Annotated in this window: 18 protein-coding genes; 15 read left to right on the plus strand and 3 right to left on the minus strand. The window is 52.1% G+C overall.

What is annotated here, in order from left to right:
* Positions 1-63 precede the first annotated feature (63 nt).
* The 5 genes from phoB (at position 64) to malZ (ending at position 7,252) form a co-directional block, all read left to right on the plus strand.
* Positions 64-753 (plus strand): phosphate response regulator transcription factor PhoB, encoded by a 690-nt coding sequence (gene phoB / locus FEK47_RS11545; protein ID WP_000113933.1) that lies wholly within the window; start codon positions 64-66, stop codon positions 751-753.
* Positions 754-810: 57 nt separating this feature from the next.
* The gene (gene phoR / locus FEK47_RS11550) at positions 811-2,106 is read left to right on the plus strand and encodes a phosphate regulon sensor histidine kinase PhoR (RefSeq protein WP_135486593.1); all 1,296 of its coding nucleotides are present in this window, start codon (positions 811-813) and stop codon (positions 2,104-2,106) included.
* Between the two features lie 405 nt (positions 2,107-2,511).
* Positions 2,512-3,831 (plus strand): branched-chain amino acid transporter carrier protein BrnQ, encoded by a 1,320-nt coding sequence (brnQ, locus tag FEK47_RS11555; protein WP_130206217.1) that lies wholly within the window; start codon positions 2,512-2,514, stop codon positions 3,829-3,831.
* Between the two features lie 75 nt (positions 3,832-3,906).
* Complete coding sequence (gene proY, locus FEK47_RS11560; RefSeq protein WP_130223251.1) at positions 3,907-5,280, plus strand: proline-specific permease ProY; 1,374 nt, start codon at positions 3,907-3,909, stop codon at positions 5,278-5,280.
* A 154-nt stretch (positions 5,281-5,434) separates the two neighbouring features.
* Entirely contained in the window at positions 5,435-7,252 is a 1,818-nt protein-coding gene (gene malZ, locus FEK47_RS11565) for a maltodextrin glucosidase (protein ID WP_135486592.1), read from the plus strand.
* Between the two features lie 4 nt (positions 7,253-7,256).
* On the opposite strand, the gene acpH is transcribed toward malZ, so the two are convergent.
* Positions 7,257-7,838, minus strand: a complete 582-nt coding sequence (gene acpH, locus FEK47_RS11570; protein ID WP_135486591.1) for an ACP phosphodiesterase — start codon at positions 7,836-7,838, stop codon at positions 7,257-7,259.
* Between the two features lie 92 nt (positions 7,839-7,930).
* Here acpH and queA point away from each other — a divergent pair, with 92 nt between their 5' ends.
* The 6 genes from queA (at position 7,931) to yajD (ending at position 13,871) form a co-directional block, all read left to right on the plus strand.
* The gene (gene queA, locus FEK47_RS11575; protein ID WP_135486590.1) at positions 7,931-9,001 is read left to right on the plus strand and encodes a tRNA preQ1(34) S-adenosylmethionine ribosyltransferase-isomerase QueA; all 1,071 of its coding nucleotides are present in this window, start codon (positions 7,931-7,933) and stop codon (positions 8,999-9,001) included.
* 54 nt (positions 9,002-9,055) lie between these two features.
* Positions 9,056-10,183 carry a tRNA guanosine(34) transglycosylase Tgt gene (gene tgt, locus FEK47_RS11580; protein WP_000667317.1) on the plus strand — a complete coding sequence of 376 codons (1,128 nt, stop codon included), beginning with the start codon at positions 9,056-9,058 and terminating at the stop codon, positions 10,181-10,183.
* A gap of 22 nt (positions 10,184-10,205) precedes the next feature.
* The gene (gene yajC / locus FEK47_RS11585; RefSeq protein ID WP_135486589.1) at positions 10,206-10,538 is read left to right on the plus strand and encodes a preprotein translocase subunit YajC; all 333 of its coding nucleotides are present in this window, start codon (positions 10,206-10,208) and stop codon (positions 10,536-10,538) included.
* Positions 10,539-10,565: 27 nt separating this feature from the next.
* The gene (secD, locus tag FEK47_RS11590; RefSeq protein WP_130215424.1) at positions 10,566-12,413 is read left to right on the plus strand and encodes a protein translocase subunit SecD; all 1,848 of its coding nucleotides are present in this window, start codon (positions 10,566-10,568) and stop codon (positions 12,411-12,413) included.
* 10 nt (positions 12,414-12,423) lie between these two features.
* Complete coding sequence (gene secF / locus FEK47_RS11595) at positions 12,424-13,395, plus strand: protein translocase subunit SecF (RefSeq protein WP_130206230.1); 972 nt, start codon at positions 12,424-12,426, stop codon at positions 13,393-13,395.
* Positions 13,396-13,523: 128 nt separating this feature from the next.
* The gene (gene yajD / locus FEK47_RS11600) at positions 13,524-13,871 is read left to right on the plus strand and encodes an HNH nuclease YajD (RefSeq protein ID WP_000974823.1); all 348 of its coding nucleotides are present in this window, start codon (positions 13,524-13,526) and stop codon (positions 13,869-13,871) included.
* Positions 13,872-14,088: 217 nt separating this feature from the next.
* On the opposite strand, the gene tsx is transcribed toward yajD, so the two are convergent.
* Both tsx and FEK47_RS11610 read right to left on the minus strand, forming a co-directional pair.
* Positions 14,089-14,973 carry a nucleoside-specific channel-forming protein Tsx gene (gene tsx, locus FEK47_RS11605; RefSeq protein ID WP_116836751.1) on the minus strand — a complete coding sequence of 295 codons (885 nt, stop codon included), beginning with the start codon at positions 14,971-14,973 and terminating at the stop codon, positions 14,089-14,091.
* Between the two features lie 297 nt (positions 14,974-15,270).
* On the minus strand, positions 15,271-15,813 hold the full coding sequence (locus FEK47_RS11610) for a DUF3251 domain-containing protein (RefSeq protein ID WP_135486588.1): 543 nt from the start codon (positions 15,811-15,813) through the stop codon (positions 15,271-15,273).
* A 150-nt stretch (positions 15,814-15,963) separates the two neighbouring features.
* On the opposite strand from FEK47_RS11610, the gene nrdR reads away from it, so the two are divergent.
* From nrdR to nusB, 4 genes are all read left to right on the plus strand, one after another.
* Positions 15,964-16,413: a transcriptional regulator NrdR gene (nrdR, locus tag FEK47_RS11615; RefSeq protein WP_064527125.1), complete on the plus strand. Its 450-nt coding sequence runs from the start codon at positions 15,964-15,966 to the stop codon at positions 16,411-16,413.
* 3 nt (positions 16,414-16,416) lie between these two features.
* On the plus strand, positions 16,417-17,520 hold the full coding sequence (gene ribD / locus FEK47_RS11620; RefSeq protein WP_130258536.1) for a bifunctional diaminohydroxyphosphoribosylaminopyrimidine deaminase/5-amino-6-(5-phosphoribosylamino)uracil reductase RibD: 1,104 nt from the start codon (positions 16,417-16,419) through the stop codon (positions 17,518-17,520).
* Between the two features lie 88 nt (positions 17,521-17,608).
* The gene (gene ribE, locus FEK47_RS11625) at positions 17,609-18,079 is read left to right on the plus strand and encodes a 6,7-dimethyl-8-ribityllumazine synthase (protein ID WP_001021161.1); all 471 of its coding nucleotides are present in this window, start codon (positions 17,609-17,611) and stop codon (positions 18,077-18,079) included.
* A 19-nt stretch (positions 18,080-18,098) separates the two neighbouring features.
* On the plus strand, positions 18,099-18,518 hold the full coding sequence (gene nusB / locus FEK47_RS11630; RefSeq protein ID WP_000801125.1) for a transcription antitermination factor NusB: 420 nt from the start codon (positions 18,099-18,101) through the stop codon (positions 18,516-18,518).
* Positions 18,519-18,555: the final 37 nt, after the last annotated feature.

The raw sequence follows: 18,555 nt of genomic DNA on the forward strand, positions 1-18,555 counted from the left end.
AAATCTGACGCATAATGACGTCGCATTAATGATCGCAATCTATTTATTACAACAGGGCAAATCATGGCGAGACGTATTCTGGTCGTAGAAGATGAAGCTCCAATTCGCGAAATGGTCTGCTTCGTGCTCGAGCAAAATGGCTTCCAGCCGGTCGAAGCGGAAGATTATGACAGTGCTGTGAACCAACTGAATGAACCCTGGCCGGATTTAATTCTCCTCGACTGGATGTTACCCGGCGGCTCCGGTATCCAGTTCATCAAACATCTCAAGCGTGAGTCGATGACCCGTGATATTCCGGTTGTGATGCTGACCGCCAGAGGGGAAGAAGAAGATCGCGTGCGCGGCCTTGAAACCGGTGCGGATGACTATATCACCAAGCCGTTTTCGCCGAAGGAGCTGGTGGCGCGAATCAAAGCGGTAATGCGCCGTATATCGCCGATGGCGGTGGAAGAGGTGATTGAGATGCAGGGGCTAAGTCTCGACCCGACATCTCACCGGGTGATGGCGGGCGAAGAACCGCTGGAGATGGGGCCAACTGAATTTAAACTGCTGCACTTTTTTATGACGCATCCCGAGCGCGTGTACAGTCGCGAGCAACTGTTGAATCACGTCTGGGGAACCAACGTATATGTGGAAGACCGCACGGTCGATGTCCACATTCGCCGCCTGCGTAAAGCACTGGAGCCCGGCGGGCATGACCGCATGGTGCAGACCGTGCGCGGTACAGGATATCGTTTTTCAACCCGCTTTTAACGCCTTGCTCATCGGACGCAGAGCAGGGCTTATGATTTCTTAACTGGAGTATCTTACGTGCTGGAACGGCTGTCGTGGAAAAGGCTGGTGCTGGAGCTGCTACTTTGCTGCCTCCCGGCTTTCATCCTGGGTGCATTTTTTGGTTACCTGCCCTGGTTTTTGCTGGCATCGGTAACAGGACTGCTTATCTGGCATTTCTGGAATTTATTGCGCCTTTCATGGTGGCTGTGGGTGGATCGCAGTATGACCCCGCCACCGGGGCGTGGTAGCTGGGAACCGCTGCTGTACGGTTTACACCAGATGCAACTGCGTAATAAAAAACGCCGCCGCGAGCTGGGTAATCTTATCAAACGCTTTCGTAGCGGCGCGGAGTCGCTACCCGATGCGGTGGTGCTGACCACGGAAGAGGGCGGTATTTTCTGGTGTAACGGTCTGGCGCAACAAATTCTTGGTCTGCGCTGGCCGGAAGATAACGGGCAGAACATCCTTAACCTGCTGCGTTATCCGGAGTTTACGCAATATCTGAAAACGCGTGATTTTTCTCGCCCGCTCAATCTGGTGCTCAACACCGGGCGGCATCTGGAAATTCGCGTCATGCCTTATACCCATAAACAGCTGCTGATGGTGGCGCGAGATGTCACGCAAATGCATCAACTGGAAGGGGCGCGGCGCAACTTTTTCGCCAACGTAAGCCATGAGTTACGCACGCCATTGACCGTGTTACAGGGTTACCTGGAGATGATGGATGAGCAGCCGCTGGAAGGCGCGGTACGCGAAAAAGCGTTGCACACCATGCGTGAGCAGACTCAGCGGATGGAAGGGCTGGTGAAGCAGTTGCTGACCTTGTCGAAAATTGAAGCCGCGCCGACTCAGTTGCTGAATGAGAAGGTTGATGTGCCGATGATGCTGCGCGTCGTTGAGCGTGAAGCTCAGACGCTGAGCCAGCAAAAACAGACATTTACCTTTGAGATTGATAACGACCTCAAAGTGTCTGGCAGCGAAGACCAGTTACGCAGTGCGATTTCGAATCTGGTCTATAACGCCGTGAATCATACGCCGGAAGGTACGCATATCACCGTACGCTGGCAGCGAGTGCCGCACGGTGCCGAATTTAGTGTTGAAGATAATGGACCGGGCATCGCACCGGAGCATATTCCGCGCCTGACCGAGCGTTTTTATCGCGTTGATAAAGCGCGTTCCCGACAAACAGGCGGTAGCGGGTTGGGGTTAGCGATCGTGAAGCATGCGGTAAATCATCATGAAAGCCGGCTCAATATTGAAAGTACGGTGGGCAAAGGTACGCGTTTCAGTTTTGTTCTGCCGGAACGTTTAATTGCCAAAAATAGCGATTAACCCGCCTTTGTCATTTTTTGTTGCCATAAGCCAGCCGATGCTGGCTTTTTTTCTTTGCAGTCAAAAAACGGGCGCTGAATTTTACAATGTCTGGTGATTTTTTGTTCGCATGATAAGCCATATCTTTTTCACGGAAATAGTGTTTTATACTGGTTGGTGATTTCTTATCGCTATATACCTCTGGTTTTTAGATCCCTCCTTGCTTTAAAACGTTATAAGCGTTTAAATTGCGCTTCAGGTGCTGTCATACTGACTGCATTCACGCGGTAAATCGAAAAACTATTCTTCGCCGCGCCTGGTTGGGAGTATTTCCCGCTAAAATTGTTTAAATATACCGCTGTATCATCCCCAGGGATTGGCACAAAATTTAACGTTACAACACCACATCCACAGGCAGTATGATTTATGACCCATCAGTTAAGATCGCGCGATATCATCGCTCTGGGCTTTATGACATTTGCGTTGTTCGTTGGCGCAGGTAACATTATTTTCCCTCCTATGGTCGGCTTGCAGGCAGGCGAACACGTCTGGACTGCGGCATTCGGCTTCCTTATTACTGCCGTCGGTTTGCCGGTATTAACGGTAGTGGCGCTGGCGAAAGTTGGCGGCGGCGTTGACAGTCTGAGCACACCCATCGGTAAAGTCGCAGGCGTGCTGCTGGCAACAGTCTGCTACCTGGCGGTAGGGCCGCTGTTTGCAACACCGCGTACGGCAACTGTCTCCTTTGAAGTGGGCATTGCGCCGCTGACGGGTGACTCCGCACTGCCGCTGTTTATCTACAGCCTGGTCTATTTCGCTATCGTTATTCTGGTTTCGCTCTATCCGGGCAAGCTGCTGGATACCGTGGGCAACTTCCTTGCGCCGCTGAAAATTATCGCGCTGGTCATCCTGTCTGTTGCGGCGATTGTCTGGCCTGCGGGTTCTATCAGCACGGCAACTGAGGCTTATCAAAACGCTGCGTTTTCTAACGGCTTCGTTAACGGGTATCTGACTATGGATACGCTGGGCGCGATGGTGTTTGGTATCGTTATTGTTAACGCGGCGCGTTCTCGCGGCGTTACCGAAGCGCGTCTGCTGACCCGTTATACCGTCTGGGCTGGCCTGATGGCAGGCGTTGGTTTGACTCTGCTGTACCTGGCGCTGTTCCGTCTGGGTTCAGACAGCGCGTCGCTGGTTGATCAATCCGCGAACGGTGCCGCTATTCTGCATGCTTACGTTCAGCACACCTTTGGCGGCGGCGGTAGCTTCCTGCTGGCGGCGTTAATCTTCATCGCTTGTCTGGTCACGGCGGTTGGCCTGACCTGCGCTTGTGCGGAATTCTTTGCCCAATACATCCCGCTCTCATACCGTACGCTGGTGTTTATCCTCGGCGGCTTCTCGATGGTGGTGTCTAATCTGGGCTTGAGCCAGCTGATTCAGATCTCTGTACCGGTGCTGACTGCCATTTATCCGCCGTGTATCGCACTGGTTGTATTAAGTTTTACACGCTCATGGTGGCATAATTCGTCCCGCGTGATTGCTCCGCCGATGTTTATCAGCCTGCTTTTTGGTATTCTCGACGGGATCAAAGCATCTGCATTCAGCGATATTTTACCGTCCTGGGCGCAGCGTTTACCGCTGGCCGAACAAGGTCTGGCGTGGTTAATGCCAACGGTGGTGATGGTGGTTCTGGCCATTATCTGGGATCGCGCAGCAGGTCGTCAGGTGACCTCCAGCGCCCACTAAATCACTGTAAATTTGTTTTAACCACGGGGCTGCGATGCCCCGTGGTTTTTTATTGTGTTGATGGGTTAGGAATTGATGGAAAGTAAGAACAAGCTAAAGCGTGGGCTAAGTACCCGACACATACGCTTTATGGCACTGGGTTCAGCAATTGGCACCGGGTTGTTTTACGGTTCGGCGGACGCCATCAAAATGGCCGGACCGAGCGTGTTGTTGGCCTATATTATCGGTGGTGTCGCGGCGTATATCATTATGCGTGCGCTGGGAGAAATGTCGGTACATAACCCGGCCGCCAGCTCTTTCTCGCGTTATGCGCAGGAAAACCTTGGCCCGCTGGCAGGTTATATCACCGGCTGGACCTACTGCTTTGAAATCCTTATTGTCGCCATCGCCGATGTCACCGCTTTCGGTATCTATATGGGCGTCTGGTTCCCGACGGTGCCGCACTGGATATGGGTGTTGAGCGTGGTGCTGATTATCTGCGCCATTAACCTGATGAGCGTGAAAGTCTTTGGTGAGCTGGAATTCTGGTTCTCGTTCTTTAAAGTCGCCACCATTATCATCATGATCGTTGCTGGTTTCGGTATCATCATTTGGGGGATTGGCAACGGCGGGCAACCGACCGGTATCCATAACCTGTGGAGCAACGGCGGCTTCTTCAGTAACGGCTGGCTTGGCATGGTGATGTCGTTGCAAATGGTGATGTTTGCCTACGGTGGTATTGAAATTATTGGTATTACCGCCGGTGAAGCGAAAGAGCCGGAGAAGTCTATTCCGCGCGCGATTAATTCAGTGCCGATGCGTATTCTGGTGTTCTATGTTGGTACGCTGTTCGTCATTATGTCTATCTATCCGTGGAATCAGGTAGGTACTGCAGGTAGCCCGTTCGTGCTGACGTTCCAGCATTTGGGGATTACCTTTGCCGCCAGCATTCTTAACTTCGTTGTGCTGACTGCTTCGCTGTCGGCAATTAACAGCGATGTGTTTGGTGTAGGCCGTATGCTGCACGGCATGGCAGAGCAGGGCAGTGCGCCGAAAATTTTCAGCAAAACGTCGCGTCGCGGTATTCCGTGGGTCACGGTGCTGGTCATGACTACCGCGCTGCTGTTTGCTGTGTATCTGAACTACATCATGCCGGAAAACGTCTTCCTGGTGATTGCCTCGCTGGCGACCTTCGCTACCGTGTGGGTGTGGATTATGATCCTGCTGTCGCAGATTGCCTTCCGTCGCCGCCTGCCGCCAGAAGAAGTTAAAGCGCTGAAATTTAAAGTTCCTGGCGGAGTGGCAACGACCATCACGGGGCTGGTTTTCCTGGTCTTTATCATCGGGCTGATCGGTTATCACCCTGAAACGCGTATCTCTCTGTACGTTGGTTTTGCGTGGATTGTGGTGCTGTTGATTGGCTGGATGTTTAAACGCCGCCACGATCGTCAGTTGGCAGAAAACCACTAATTCCTGCCTTTTGTCGCCGGATCAGGAGCAAAACCTGATCCGGCTATTCCGAAAATTATCCGCCCCCGTCCTCCTCCCCTAAATATCCTTCAGATGATGATTGATCCTGCATTAGGCTATGGCAAGGTGAACACATTTTAATCGCAGGGGAATTATGATGTTGAATGCATGGCACCTGCCGGTGTCCCCGTTTGTTAAGCAAAGCAAAGATCAACTGCTCATTACACTGTGGCTGACGGGCGAAGAGCCGCCACAGCGCCTTATGTTGCGCGTGGAAAACGATAACGAAGAAACATCAATACCGATGCATAAACAGCGCAGCCAGCCGCAGCCTGGTGTGACGGCGTGGCGGGGAGCGCTCTCTCTCGCCACCGGGCAACCACGGCGGCGCTATAGTTTCAAATTGCTGTGGCACGATCGCCAGCGTTGGTTTACACCGCAAGGTTTCAGCCCAATACCACCAGCACGGCTGGAACAGTTTGCCGTCGATGTGCCGGATATCGGACCACAATGGGCGGCGGATCAGATTTTTTATCAGATCTTCCCGGATCGTTTTGCCCGGAGTCTGCCTCGTAATGCCGATCAGGATCATGTCTATTATCATCACGCCGCCGGGCGGGAAATCATATTGCGTGACTGGGATGAGCCGGTCACGGCACAGGCTGGCGGATCAACGTTCTATGGCGGCGATCTGGACGGGATAAGCGAAAAACTGCCGTACCTGAAAAAACTCGGCGTGACGGCGCTGTATCTTAATCCGGTGTTTAAAGCACCCAGCGTGCATAAATACGATACCGAAGATTATCGCCACGTCGATCCGCAGTTTGGCGGCGACGGGGCGTTGCTGCGTTTGAGACACAACACGCAGCAGCAAGGAATGCGCCTGATGCTGGACGGCGTGTTTAACCACAGTGGCGATTCTCATGCCTGGTTTGACAGGCACAATCGCGGGACGGGCGGCGCTTGCCATAACCCCGAATCGCCCTGGCGCGACTGGTACTCGTTTCGCGATGACGGCACGGCGCTCGATTGGCTGGGCTATGCCAGCCTGCCAAAACTGGATTATCAGTCGGAAAGTCTGGTGAATGAAATTTATCGCGGTGAAGACAGCATTGTCCGTCACTGGCTAAAAGCGCCGTGGAATATGGACGGCTGGCGGCTGGATGTGGTGCATATGCTGGGGGAAGCGGGCGGAGCGCGCAATAATTTGCAGCATGTCGCCGGCATCACTGAGGCGGCGAAAGAAACCCAGCCAGAAGCGTACATTGTCGGTGAATATTTTGGCGATGCGCGGCAATGGTTACAGGCCGATGTGGAAGATGCATCGATGAACTATCGCGGCTTTACTTTTCCGCTGTGGGGCTTTCTCGCTAATACCGATGTCTCTTACGATCCGCAGCAGATTAACGCTCAAATCTGTATGACCTGGATGGACAATTACCGTGCCGGGCTTTCTCATCAACAGCAACTGCGTATGTTTAACCAGCTCGATAGTCACGATACCGCGCGATTTAAAACGTTACTCGGACGGGATGTTGCGCGTCTGCCACTGGCGGTCGTCTGGCTGTTCACCTGGCCTGGTGTGCCGTGTATTTATTACGGCGATGAAGTGGGGCTGGATGGCAATAACGATCCATTTTGTCGTAAACCGTTTCCCTGGGACCCGGAAAAACAAGATACGGAGCTATTCGCGCTATACCAGCGAATGATTGCGCTGCGTAAGAAGAGCCTGGCATTGCGTCGTGGCGGCTGTCAGGTGTTGTATGCAGAAGATAACGTGGTGGTGTTTGTGCGTGTGCTCAATCAGCAGCGTGTGCTAGTGGCAATCAACCGTGGTGAAGCGTGTGAAGTGGTGCTACCCGCATCGCCGTTGCTTAATGTCGCGCAATGGCAATGCAAAGAAGGGAACGGACAACGGGTAGATGGGATCCTGGCGTTGCCCGCGATATCAGCCACGGTGTGGATGAATTAATACCTTACAACGCTTTGCGTGACGCCTGCTCCATCATCCGCGGATAAAATTGCCAGAAGCGGGTTTCAAGAGCGTCGTAATGGGCGTCTAAATCGTACCAGGAGTCACGCAGAGCATCCAGACGTGGGCGACGGCTTGCCATGCCGTTTAACACGCTCTGGATGAAATCCATATCGCGATAGCGCACCAGCCATTGCTCTGACCACAAGTAGTTATTCAGATTGATAAAGCGCGGCGGTGAGTCCGGCAGAATGGTGATCACTTGCTCGCGGGCATAACAGACAAATTCCTGTAGCGGAAAGTCGGGCGACAACTGCGACCAGTGGCGGGACAGAAAGTGATCCCACATCACATCCAGCGTAATAGGCGCAACGCGGCGGGTTTCACTACGAAACCACTCCCTCGCTTCGCGGACTTCCGGCAGATGGTCGGTTAACACATCGATACGCCGATGCATATGAATACCTGCAACCACGTCGGGCGGAAAACTTTCGTCAGGATTTCCGCGTACGAAATCAGCCAGTAAATTGCCGGAAAGCGAGCTTTCCGCGAGATGGGCTAAATGCAGGTGAGCTAAAAAATTCATCGATTATATTCTATCCAAAAGGGGGTAAAGGTTGCAGGGAGAGCGCCCCGGCACTAGACTACCCGCCTCTTATTTTAGTCTGAGTCAGTGTCATGCGCGTTACCGATTTCTCCTTTGAATTGCCCGAATCCCTGATTGCCCACTATCCAATGCCTGAACGCAGTAGCTGTCGTTTACTGTCGCTGGACGGGCCGACGGGCGCGCTGACGCACGGTACTTTCACCGATTTACTCGATAAGCTCAACCCCGGCGATCTTCTGGTTTTTAATAATACCCGCGTGATCCCGGCGCGTCTGTTTGGGCGTAAAGCCAGTGGCGGCAAGATTGAAGTGCTGGTTGAGCGGATGCTCGACGACAAACGCATTCTTGCGCATATTCGCGCCTCGAAAGCGCCAAAACCTGGCGCAGAACTGTTGCTGGGCGATGACGAAAGTATCAACGCAACAATGACCGTGCGCCACGGCGCACTGTTTGAAGTCGAATTTAACGATGAGCGCTCGGTGCTGGATATTCTCAACAGCATCGGCCATATCCCACTGCCGCCGTACATCGACCGTCCGGACGAAGATGCAGACCGCGAACTTTATCAAACGGTTTATAGCGAAAAACCAGGCGCGGTAGCAGCACCGACCGCCGGACTGCACTTTGACGAACCGCTGCTGGAAAAATTGCGCGCCAAGGGCGTGGAGATGGCATTCGTGACTCTGCATGTGGGGGCGGGTACCTTCCAGCCGGTACGCGTCGACACCATTGAAGACCACATCATGCACTCGGAATATGCAGAAGTGCCGCAGGATGTGGTTGACGCAGTGCTGGCTGCGAAAGCGCGTGGTAACCGGGTGATTGCGGTTGGCACCACCTCTGTTCGCTCGCTTGAGAGCGCGGCCCAGGCGGCGAAAAACGATCTGATTGAACCGTTTTTCGATGATACACAAATCTTTATCTATCCCGGCTTCCAGTACAAAGTGGTCGATGCGCTGGTGACTAACTTCCATCTGCCGGAGTCAACGCTGATTATGCTGGTTTCCGCATTTGCCGGTTATCAACACACCATGAACGCCTATAAAGCGGCAGTAGAAGAGAAATATCGCTTTTTTAGTTACGGTGATGCGATGTTTATCACGTACAATCCGCAGGCAATTAATGAGCGCGTCGGGGAGTAATTCCGCGGCGCTGGTTTAAACGTTGGACTGTTTTTCTGACGTAGTGGAGAAAAAATGAAATTTGAACTGGACACCACCGACGGTCGCGCACGCCGTGGCCGCCTGGTCTTCGATCGTGGCGTAGTGGAAACGCCTTGTTTTATGCCTGTTGGCACCTACGGCACCGTAAAAGGGATGACGCCGGAAGAAGTTGAAGCTACTGGCGCGCAAATTATTCTGGGTAACACTTTCCACCTGTGGCTGCGCCCGGGTCAGGAAATCATGAAACTGCATGGCGATCTGCACGATTTTATGCAGTGGAAAGGCCCGATCCTTACCGACTCCGGCGGCTTCCAGGTCTTCAGTCTTGGCGATATCCGTAAAATCACCGAACAGGGCGTGCACTTCCGTAACCCCATCAACGGCGACCCGATTTTCCTCGATCCCGAAAAATCGATGGAGATTCAATACGATCTTGGCTCAGACATCGTCATGATTTTTGACGAGTGTACGCCGTATCCTGCTGACTGGGATTACGCGAAGCGCTCTATGGAGATGTCGCTGCGTTGGGCGAAGCGTAGCCGCGAGCGTTTTGACAGCCTCGGCAACAAAAATGCGCTCTTTGGTATCATTCAGGGCAGCGTTTACGAAGATTTACGTGATATCTCTGTTAAAGGTCTGGTAGATATCGGTTTTGATGGCTACGCTGTCGGCGGTCTGGCAGTGGGTGAGCCTAAAGCAGATATGCACCGTATCCTGGAGCATGTGTGCCCGCAAATTCCGGCAGACAAACCACGTTACCTGATGGGCGTTGGTAAACCGGAAGACCTGGTTGAAGGCGTGCGCCGCGGTATCGATATGTTTGACTGCGTAATGCCAACACGTAATGCGCGTAACGGTCATCTGTTCGTGACCGATGGCGTGGTGAAAATCCGCAATGCGAAGTATAAGAGCGACACTGGCCCGCTCGATCCTGAGTGTGATTGCTACACCTGTCGCAATTATTCACGTGCCTACTTGCATCATCTCGACCGTTGCAACGAAATATTAGGCGCGCGACTCAACACCATTCATAACCTTCGTTACTACCAGCGTTTGATGGCGGGTTTACGCAAGGCTATTGAAGAGGGTAAATTAGAGAGCTTCGTAGCTGATTTTTACCAGCGTCAGGGGCGAGAAGTACCACCTTTGAACGTTGATTAATATTAATAATGAGGGAAATTTAATGAGCTTTTTTATTTCTGATGCGGTAGCGGCAACGGGTGCTCCGGCACAAGGTAGCCCGATGTCTTTGATTTTGATGCTGGTGGTATTCGGTCTGATTTTCTATTTCATGATCCTGCGCCCACAGCAGAAGCGCACCAAAGAACACAAAAAGCTGATGGACTCCATCGCGAAAGGTGATGAAGTGCTGACGAACGGTGGCCTGGTCGGTCGCGTAACCAAAGTAGCAGAAAACGGCTACATTACTATCGCGCTGAATGACACCACTGAAGTAGTTATTAAACGTGACTTCGTAGCCGCCGTTCTGCCGAAAGGCACCATGAAGGCGCTGTAATTAAAATTTTTCCCTAAGGGAATTGCCGTGTTAAACCGTTATCCTTTGTGGAAGTACGTCATGCTGATCGTGGTGATTGTCATCGGTCTGCTGTATGCGCTTCCCAACCTGTTTGGTGAGGATCCGGCTGTTCAGATCACTGGCGCGCGCGGAGTCGCCGCCAGTGAGCAAACGCTGATCCAGGTCCAGAAAACGTTACAAGAAGAAAAAATAACTGCTAAGTCTGTGGCACTGGAAGAGGGCGCTATTCTTGCGCGCTTCGACTCCACTGACACCCAGCTACGCGCTCGTGAAGCATTAATGGGCATTCTGGGTGACAAATATGTCGTGGCGCTTAACCTTGCCCCGGCTACGCCGCGCTGGCTGGCAGCTATTCACGCTGAGCCGATGAAGCTCGGCCTTGACTTGCGTGGCGGCGTTCACTTCCTGATGGAAGTGGATATGGACACTGCGCTTGGCAAACTTCAGGAACAAAATATCGATAGCCTGCGCAGCGATCTGCGTGAAAAGGGCATCCCGTATACCACTGTTCGTAAAGAAAATAATTACGGTCTGAGCATCACTTTCCGCGATGGCAACGCCCGTGATGAAGCCATTGCATATCTGAGCAAGCGTCATCCCGATCTGGTCATTAGCAGCCAGGGTAGCAACCAGCTGCGTGCGGTCATGAGCGATGCGCGTCTCAGTGAAGCGCGTGAATATGCGGTGCAGCAGAACATTAACATCCTGCGTAACCGTGTAAACCAGCTTGGTGTGGCGGAACCTGTAGTACAACGTCAGGGCGCAGACCGCATTGTCGTTGAGCTGCCAGGTATTCAGGATACCGCTCGCGCGAAAGAGATTCTTGGCGCGACCGCGACGCTGGAGTTCCGTCTGGTAAACACCAACGTTGACCAGGCCGCTGCTGCATCTGGCCGCGTACCGGGCGACTCTGAAGTGAAACAGACCCGCGAAGGTCAGCCGGTTGTGCTGTACAAACGCGTAATTCTGACCGGTGACCATATCACCGATTCCACTTCCAGCCAGGACGAATACAACCAGCCGCAGGTTAACATCTCGCTCGATAGCGCTGGTGGCAACATCATGTCTAACTTCACTAAGGACAACATCGGCAAACCGATGGCGACCCTGTTTGTGGAGTACAAAGACAGCGGTAAGAAAGATGCTAACGGTCGTGCGGTTCTGGTGAAACAGGAAGAGGTGATTAACATCGCGAATATCCAGTCTCGTCTGGGTAACAGCTTCCGTATCACTGGTATCAACAACCCGAACGAAGCCCGCCAACTGTCACTGCTGCTGCGTGCCGGTGCGTTGATCGCGCCGATTCAGATTGTTGAAGAACGTACCATTGGCCCGACTCTGGGTATGCAGAACATTGAACAGGGGCTGGAAGCGTGTCTGGCTGGCCTGCTGGTTTCTATTCTGTTCATGATCCTCTTCTATAAGAAGTTTGGTCTGATTGCGACCAGTGCTCTGATTGCGAACTTGATCTTGATTGTCGGCATTATGTCGCTGTTGCCAGGCGCAACGCTGAGTATGCCGGGTATCGCGGGTATCGTCTTAACCCTTGCGGTAGCGGTCGATGCTAACGTACTGATCAACGAACGTATTAAAGAAGAGTTAAGCAACGGGCGTACTGTTCAGCAGGCAATTGATGAAGGTTATCGTGGCGCGTTCAGTTCCATCTTCGATGCGAACATCACCACGCTGATTAAAGTCATCATCCTGTACGCGGTGGGTACCGGGGCAATTAAAGGGTTCGCGATTACTACCGGTATCGGTGTGGCGACGTCGATGTTTACCGCGATTGTCGGTACGCGTGCCATCGTAAACCTGCTATATGGCGGCAAGCGCGTCAAGAAGCTGTCAATCTGAGGAGTGCGATGTGGCACAGGAATATACTGTTGAACAACTAAACCACGGCCGTAAAGTCTACGACTTTATGCGCTGGGACTACTGGGCTTTCGGCATCTCTGGTCTACTGTTAATTGCCGCGATCGTCATTATGGGCGTGCGCGGCTTTAACTGGGGGCTGGATTTCACCGGTGGTACGGTTATTGAAATTACGCTCGAAAAACCGGCTGAAATTGATGTAATGCGTGATGCATTGCAGAAAGCGGGCTTTGAAGAGCCGATGCTGCAAAACTTCGGTAGCAGCCACGACATCATGGTCCGCATGCCGCCAGCTGAAGGCGAAACCGGTGGTCAGGTGCTGGGCAGCAAAGTTCTGAAGGTGATTAACGAAGCTACCAATCAGAACGCGGCGGTGAAGCGTATTGAGTTCGTCGGTCCGAGCGTAGGGGCAGACCTTGCGCAAACCGGCGCGATGGCGCTGATGGCTGCGCTGCTGTCTATCCTTGTATACGTTGGTTTCCGCTTTGAGTGGCGACTGGCTGCAGGGGTAGTAATCGCGCTGGCGCACGACGTTATCATTACGCTGGGTATTTTGTCGTTATTCCATATCGAGATTGACCTGACCATTGTGGCATCGTTGATGTCGGTTATCGGTTACTCGCTTAACGACAGTATCGTGGTATCGGACCGTATTCGTGAGAACTTCCGCAAGATCCGTCGCGGTACGCCTTACGAAATCTTTAACGTGTCCTTGACCCAGACGCTGCACCGTACCTTGATCACATCCGGTACCACCTTGATGGTTATCCTGATGCTGTATCTCTTCGGTGGCCCGGTGCTGGAAGGCTTCTCGCTGACCATGCTGATTGGTGTGACTATCGGTACTGCATCTTCCATCTATGTAGCATCGGCGCTGGCCCTGAAACTGGGTATGAAGCGCGAACACATGTTGCAGCAGAAAGTGGAAAAAGAAGGGGCGGACCAGCCGTCAATTCTGCCTTAATCAAGTTCCCGTTGATGTTGAAAATCCCGGTCAGAAGATCGGGATTTTTTTTGATGTATGGAGATTGCGAAAATCCCCACATCTTGGGAAACTGCGCGTAACCCTACATTTCATCCAGGTAACTTTTCATGGCTATCATCCCAAAAAACTATGCGCGGTTAGAAAGCGGCTATCGCGAAAAAGCATTAAAACTCTATCCGTGGGTCTGCGGTCGCTGTTCCCGCGAGTTTGTTTATTCCAACCTGCGTGAGCTTACCGTTCACCATATCGATCACGACCATACCAATAACCCGGAAGATGGCAGTAACTGGGAATTACTTTGTCTCTATTGCCACGATCATGAGCATTCGAAATATACCGAAGCGGATCAGTATGGTACGACCGTTATCGCAGGGGAAGATGCGCAGAAAGATGTCGGTGAAGCGAAGTACAACCCATTCGCTGATTTAAAAGCGATGATGAATAAGAAGAAGTAATAAAAAATGCCGGATACAAAATTCGCTATTTGAGCTTTGTGACAAACGAAAAATTGCCTGATGCGCTACGCCTTATCAGGCCTACGTAATCTCAGCAATGTATTGAATTTGCGTGCTTTTGTAGACCGGATAAGGCGTTTACGCCGCATCCAGCATGAATAACGCGCACGTTGTCGACAATCTGAAATGCCGGGAATAAATCCCGGCATTTTCATAATCAGAAGTTGTAACCTACTACCAGGTAACCACCCCAGCCGGTAGAGCGAACGTTGAAGTTGCCGTTGCCGAAGTTCAGTTCTGCATCGTCGTTCCACTGACCACCGTCGTGCCAGTAACGAGCTACGACAGAGTAGTGCCAGTGATCGTAGTTCAGCGCCAGAATATGGCTGGAAGCGATGGAGTTATTGCTGCGCGTCTTAATACCGTTGATTGCGTTACCGCTGTCATCACCCAGATCGGAACCCCAGTCGAAGTTGGTGAAACCGATGTAGCTTAACTGACCGCCCCACAGATCGGTAATCGGCACAAAGTATTTAATTTTGAAACGGTAACCGTCCCACTCGTTTTCGTTCGCTGCGCCGTAGTTCTGCCACTGGTATTTCGCATACACGTTCATGGACAGGCTCATCGGCAGGCCAGTGTCGATGTCAGTACCCAGACCCATATACCAGGTGCTCTGGCGACCATCTTTGTTACGGCCCATGTCGTAAATGTAGTTGTTCGCGAAGTACCACTCTTTGAACGGACCGAAGCTAAGGTCAGTATTGGTCAGCTTATCGATGGAGAAACGCGGTTCGATTTCCATAAACAGCGGAGAACCGTGGTTCCAGATACCTTTTGCATCGGAGTTACCGCCGAAGAATACTGGCGCATCCGCGTAACCATAGAAATCGAACCAGTCTTTTTTAGCGAATGCTTCATACTCCAGGTAAGTATCGTTACGGATCTGCGGTCCGAAACGAGTGTGATAGCTACCAACTACGTTAACGCTCTGGTGCCACCAGTCGGAAAGGTACTGCGGTTTATCGTTTTCAGCTGCGTTGACAGTAAAAGACGAAGAGAGCGCCAGTACCGCACCGGCTGCCAGTAATGTTTTTTTCATATGTATGCCACTGTTTGAAAATCCCTTACGGGAGTGAAAAAGGCGCAAATTGCGTTTCTAAATATTTCCTATACAGAGGAGCCTATTATAAAAATCATTGCTCACAAAAATATGTTTCGTTTCACAGTTCTATCATTTACGTAATCGATTGCGTTCACGTTTACACATATTCGGGCGGGGATTGTACTGACTTTCACCCTTGTTGCAAACTTTTACTATCAATCTGGGTGATGTAAGCGGAGTAACAAAATGACGGGGGAGGATGTTGCGGGACGCACAAAACGCCCCGCGATACGTTTACTGCATAACAGGTTGAATGTCGTGTATACGTACAAAACCTACCTGATCCGCAGAAATACCCTTTAACTGTAACGGAATATCAACATCGCTCGGAGCGAGGACGCTGGCAGGTGCGTTAATCAATTGATTCTGCACATTGACTTCCTGAAAGTTGTCAGTTGTTCCCTGAATTTGTCCATATTCAACGGTTCCGCTGAAAGCGGGTAAGGGATCATTGGACTCGCCCTGAACCCGTAATGTCAGAGTGGTGTCATCTGCATTTGGCGTAATATTCACCAGCGACATACGTAAAGTGCCAATTTGGCTTTCCAGCCGTGCCGGTGTATTTGCACCAGGTAACAGGTAAACCCCACTGCTGGATTTTGCGTTCAGCGTATTTTGCTGGGTGATTTTGACAGTTTCTTTGTTGAGCTGAGTCATCTCTTTATTCAACGTGTTGACGCTGTGTTTCATCTGGCGTACTTCGCTTTGCTGCACGCAGGCGCTCAGGCTGAACAGGCTTCCCAGCAGGAGTAGTCGAAAACATACTTTAATGTTCATAGGTAGTCCCTTTCTCGTCACAATTATCCTAATGGTAGAGGCTTAAAGCCGTGAAAGCATCGATCCTTTATCTCAAAAGCGTTGCGCCTTTGTTGTATCGCCAGTTCAGGGTAAAATAGATTTCTATTAACCACCTGGTCAGGACGCCGTATGCATTGCCCATTCTGTTTCGCCGTGGACACTAAGGTAATTGACTCTCGTCTCGTGAGCGAGGGTTCTTCCGTACGCCGCCGTCGGCAGTGTCTGGTGTGTAATGAACGTTTCACTACTTTTGAAGTGGCGGAACTGGTTATGCCGCGTGTCGTGAAAAGCAACGACGTGCGCGAACCGTTTAATGAAGAAAAATTGCGTAGCGGAATGCTGCGGGCGCTGGAAAAACGTCCGGTGAGTTCCGATGACGTCGAAATGGCGATCAACCATATTAAATCGCAACTCCGCGCCACCGGTGAGCGCGAAGTGCCGAGCAAAATGATTGGCAATCTGGTGATGGAGCAATTGAAAAAGCTCGACAAAGTCGCCTATATCCGTTTTGCCTCTGTCTATCGCAGTTTCGAAGATATCAAAGAATTTGGCGAAGAGATCGCGCGCCTGGAGGATTAAACCGTGCAGGACGAGTTATACATGGCGCGGGCGCTAAAGCTGGCGCAACGAGGGCGCTTCACCACTCACCCTAACCCGAATGTCGGTTGCGTCATTGTGAAAGATGGCGAAATTGTCGGTGAAGGTTACCATCACCGCGCGGGCGAACCGCATGCCGAGGTACACGCGTTGCGCATGGCAGGTGAAAAAGCCAAAGGCGCAACGGCGTATGTGACACTCGAACCTTGTAGTCATCATGGTCGTACGCCGCCGTGTTGTGACGCATTAATTGCTGCTGGCGTGGCGCGCGTGGTGGCTGCGATGCAGGACCCTAATCCGCAGGTCGCTGGGCGTGGACTTTACCGTTTGCAACAAGCTGGCATTGACGTCAGCCACGGCCTGATGATGAGCGAAGCCGAGCAATTGAATAAAGGCTTCCTCAAGCGCATGCGCACCGGCTTTCCTTATATACAGTTGAAACTCGGCGCGTCGCTAGATGGTCGCACTGCGATGGCCAGCGGTGAAAGCCAGTGGATCACTTCACCTCAGGCTCGACGCGATGTTCAGCGTCTGCGCGCGCAAAGTCATGCTATTTTAACCAGCAGCGCCACGGTGCTGGCGGACGATCCAGCCTTAACGGTGCGTTGGTCTGAACTGGATGAACAAACTCAGGCGCTCTATCCGCAACAAAATCTCCGTCAGCCGGTACGTATTGTGATTGATAGCCAAAATCGCGTGACGCCGGAACACCGCATCGTGCAGCAGCCGGGCGAAACCTGGTTCGCGCGTACGCAGGAAGATTCTCGTGAGTGGCCGGAAACGGTGCGTACCTTGCTGATTCCAGAGCATAAAGGTCATCTGGATCTGGTTGTGCTGATGATGCAACTGGGTAAACAGCAGATTAACAGCATCTGGGTGGAAGCGGGGCCAACGCTCGCTGGCGCATTGCTACAGGCGGGTTTAGTCGATGAGCTGATTGTCTATATCGCACCTAAACTATTAGGCAGCGACGCCCGCGGATTATGTACGCTGCCGGGGCTTGAGAAATTAGCCGACGCGCCCCAATTTAAATTCAAAGAGATACGTCATGTAGGCCCGGATGTTTGCCTGCATTTAGTGGGTGCATGATCTCCCGGCTCGAAAGGGAAGCAGCGCACGAAATATTATGCTAAAATCCGCCCCCCTGCGGGGCCATACTCGAACCCGAAGGAAGAAAATGAACATTATTGAAGCTAACGTTGCTACCCCGGACGCTCGCGTCGCCATCACCATTGCGCGTTTCAACAACTTTATCAATGACAGCCTGCTGGAAGGTGCAATTGACGCACTGAAACGTATCGGTCAGGTAAAAGATGAAAACATTACCGTTGTTTGGGTGCCTGGTGCCTATGAGCTGCCGCTGGCGGCGGGTGCACTGGCTAAAACCGGTAAATACGACGCGGTGATTGCGCTGGGGACGGTTATTCGTGGTGGCACTGCCCACTTTGAATATGTCGCTGGTGGTGCAAGCAACGGCCTGGCGCATGTTGCCCAGGACAGCGAAATTCCGGTTGCTTTTGGGGTTTTGACCACTGAAAGCATTGAACAAGCGATCGAACGTGCTGGCACCAAAGCTGGTAACAAAGGTGCAGAAGCTGCACTGACCGCGCTTGAAATGATTAATGTATTGAAAGCCATCAAGGCCTGAAATTAGTAAGGGGAAATCCGTGAAACCTGCTGCTCGTCGCCGCGCTCGTGAGTGTGCCGTCCAGGCGCTCTACTCCTGGCAGTTGTCCCAGAACGACATCGCTGATGTTGAATACCAGTTCCTGGCTGAACAGGATGTAAAAGACGTTGACGTCCTGTACTTCCGTGAGCTGCTGGCCGGGGTGGCGACTAACACCGCATACCTCGACGGACTGATGAAGCCATATCTGTCTCGCCTGCTGGAAGAGCTGGGCCAGGTAGAAAAAGCGGTACTGCGCATTGCGCTGTACGAGCTGTCTAAACGTAGCGATGTGCCGTACAAAGTGGCCATTAACGAAGCGATCGAACTGGCGAAATCGTTCGGCGCAGAAGACAGCCATAAGTTCGTCAATGGCGTACTGGATAAAGCAGCACCTGTGATTCGCCCTAACAAAAAGTGATATCCAGGCCGGCAGAGTAACGGAAAAACAGTTCCGC

Source organism: Escherichia sp. E3659, assembly GCF_005781135.1.
Classification (GTDB): Bacteria; Pseudomonadota; Gammaproteobacteria; order Enterobacterales; family Enterobacteriaceae; genus Escherichia.

Excerpts from the sequence above, each read along its gene's own strand:
- phoB (WP_000113933.1), top strand. The coding sequence starts at position 64 with ATGGCGAGACGTATTCTGGTCGTAGAAGATGAAGCTCCAATTCGCGAA.
- queA (WP_135486590.1), top strand. The coding sequence starts at position 7,931 with ATGCGCGTTACCGATTTCTCCTTTGAATTGCCCGAATCCCTGATTGCC.
- proY (WP_130223251.1), top strand. The coding sequence starts at position 3,907 with ATGGAAAGTAAGAACAAGCTAAAGCGTGGGCTAAGTACCCGACACATA.
- tsx (WP_116836751.1), bottom strand. The coding sequence starts at position 14,973 with ATGAAAAAAACATTACTGGCAGCCGGTGCGGTACTGGCGCTCTCTTCG.
- ribE (WP_001021161.1), top strand. The coding sequence starts at position 17,609 with ATGAACATTATTGAAGCTAACGTTGCTACCCCGGACGCTCGCGTCGCC.
- FEK47_RS11610 (WP_135486588.1), bottom strand. The coding sequence starts at position 15,813 with ATGAACATTAAAGTATGTTTTCGACTACTCCTGCTGGGAAGCCTGTTC.
- yajD (WP_000974823.1), top strand. The coding sequence starts at position 13,524 with ATGGCTATCATCCCAAAAAACTATGCGCGGTTAGAAAGCGGCTATCGC.
- brnQ (WP_130206217.1), top strand. The coding sequence starts at position 2,512 with ATGACCCATCAGTTAAGATCGCGCGATATCATCGCTCTGGGCTTTATG.
- malZ (WP_135486592.1), top strand. The coding sequence starts at position 5,435 with ATGATGTTGAATGCATGGCACCTGCCGGTGTCCCCGTTTGTTAAGCAA.
- tgt (WP_000667317.1), top strand. The coding sequence starts at position 9,056 with ATGAAATTTGAACTGGACACCACCGACGGTCGCGCACGCCGTGGCCGC.
- acpH (WP_135486591.1), bottom strand. The coding sequence starts at position 7,838 with ATGAATTTTTTAGCTCACCTGCATTTAGCCCATCTCGCGGAAAGCTCG.
- nrdR (WP_064527125.1), top strand. The coding sequence starts at position 15,964 with ATGCATTGCCCATTCTGTTTCGCCGTGGACACTAAGGTAATTGACTCT.
- yajC (WP_135486589.1), top strand. The coding sequence starts at position 10,206 with ATGAGCTTTTTTATTTCTGATGCGGTAGCGGCAACGGGTGCTCCGGCA.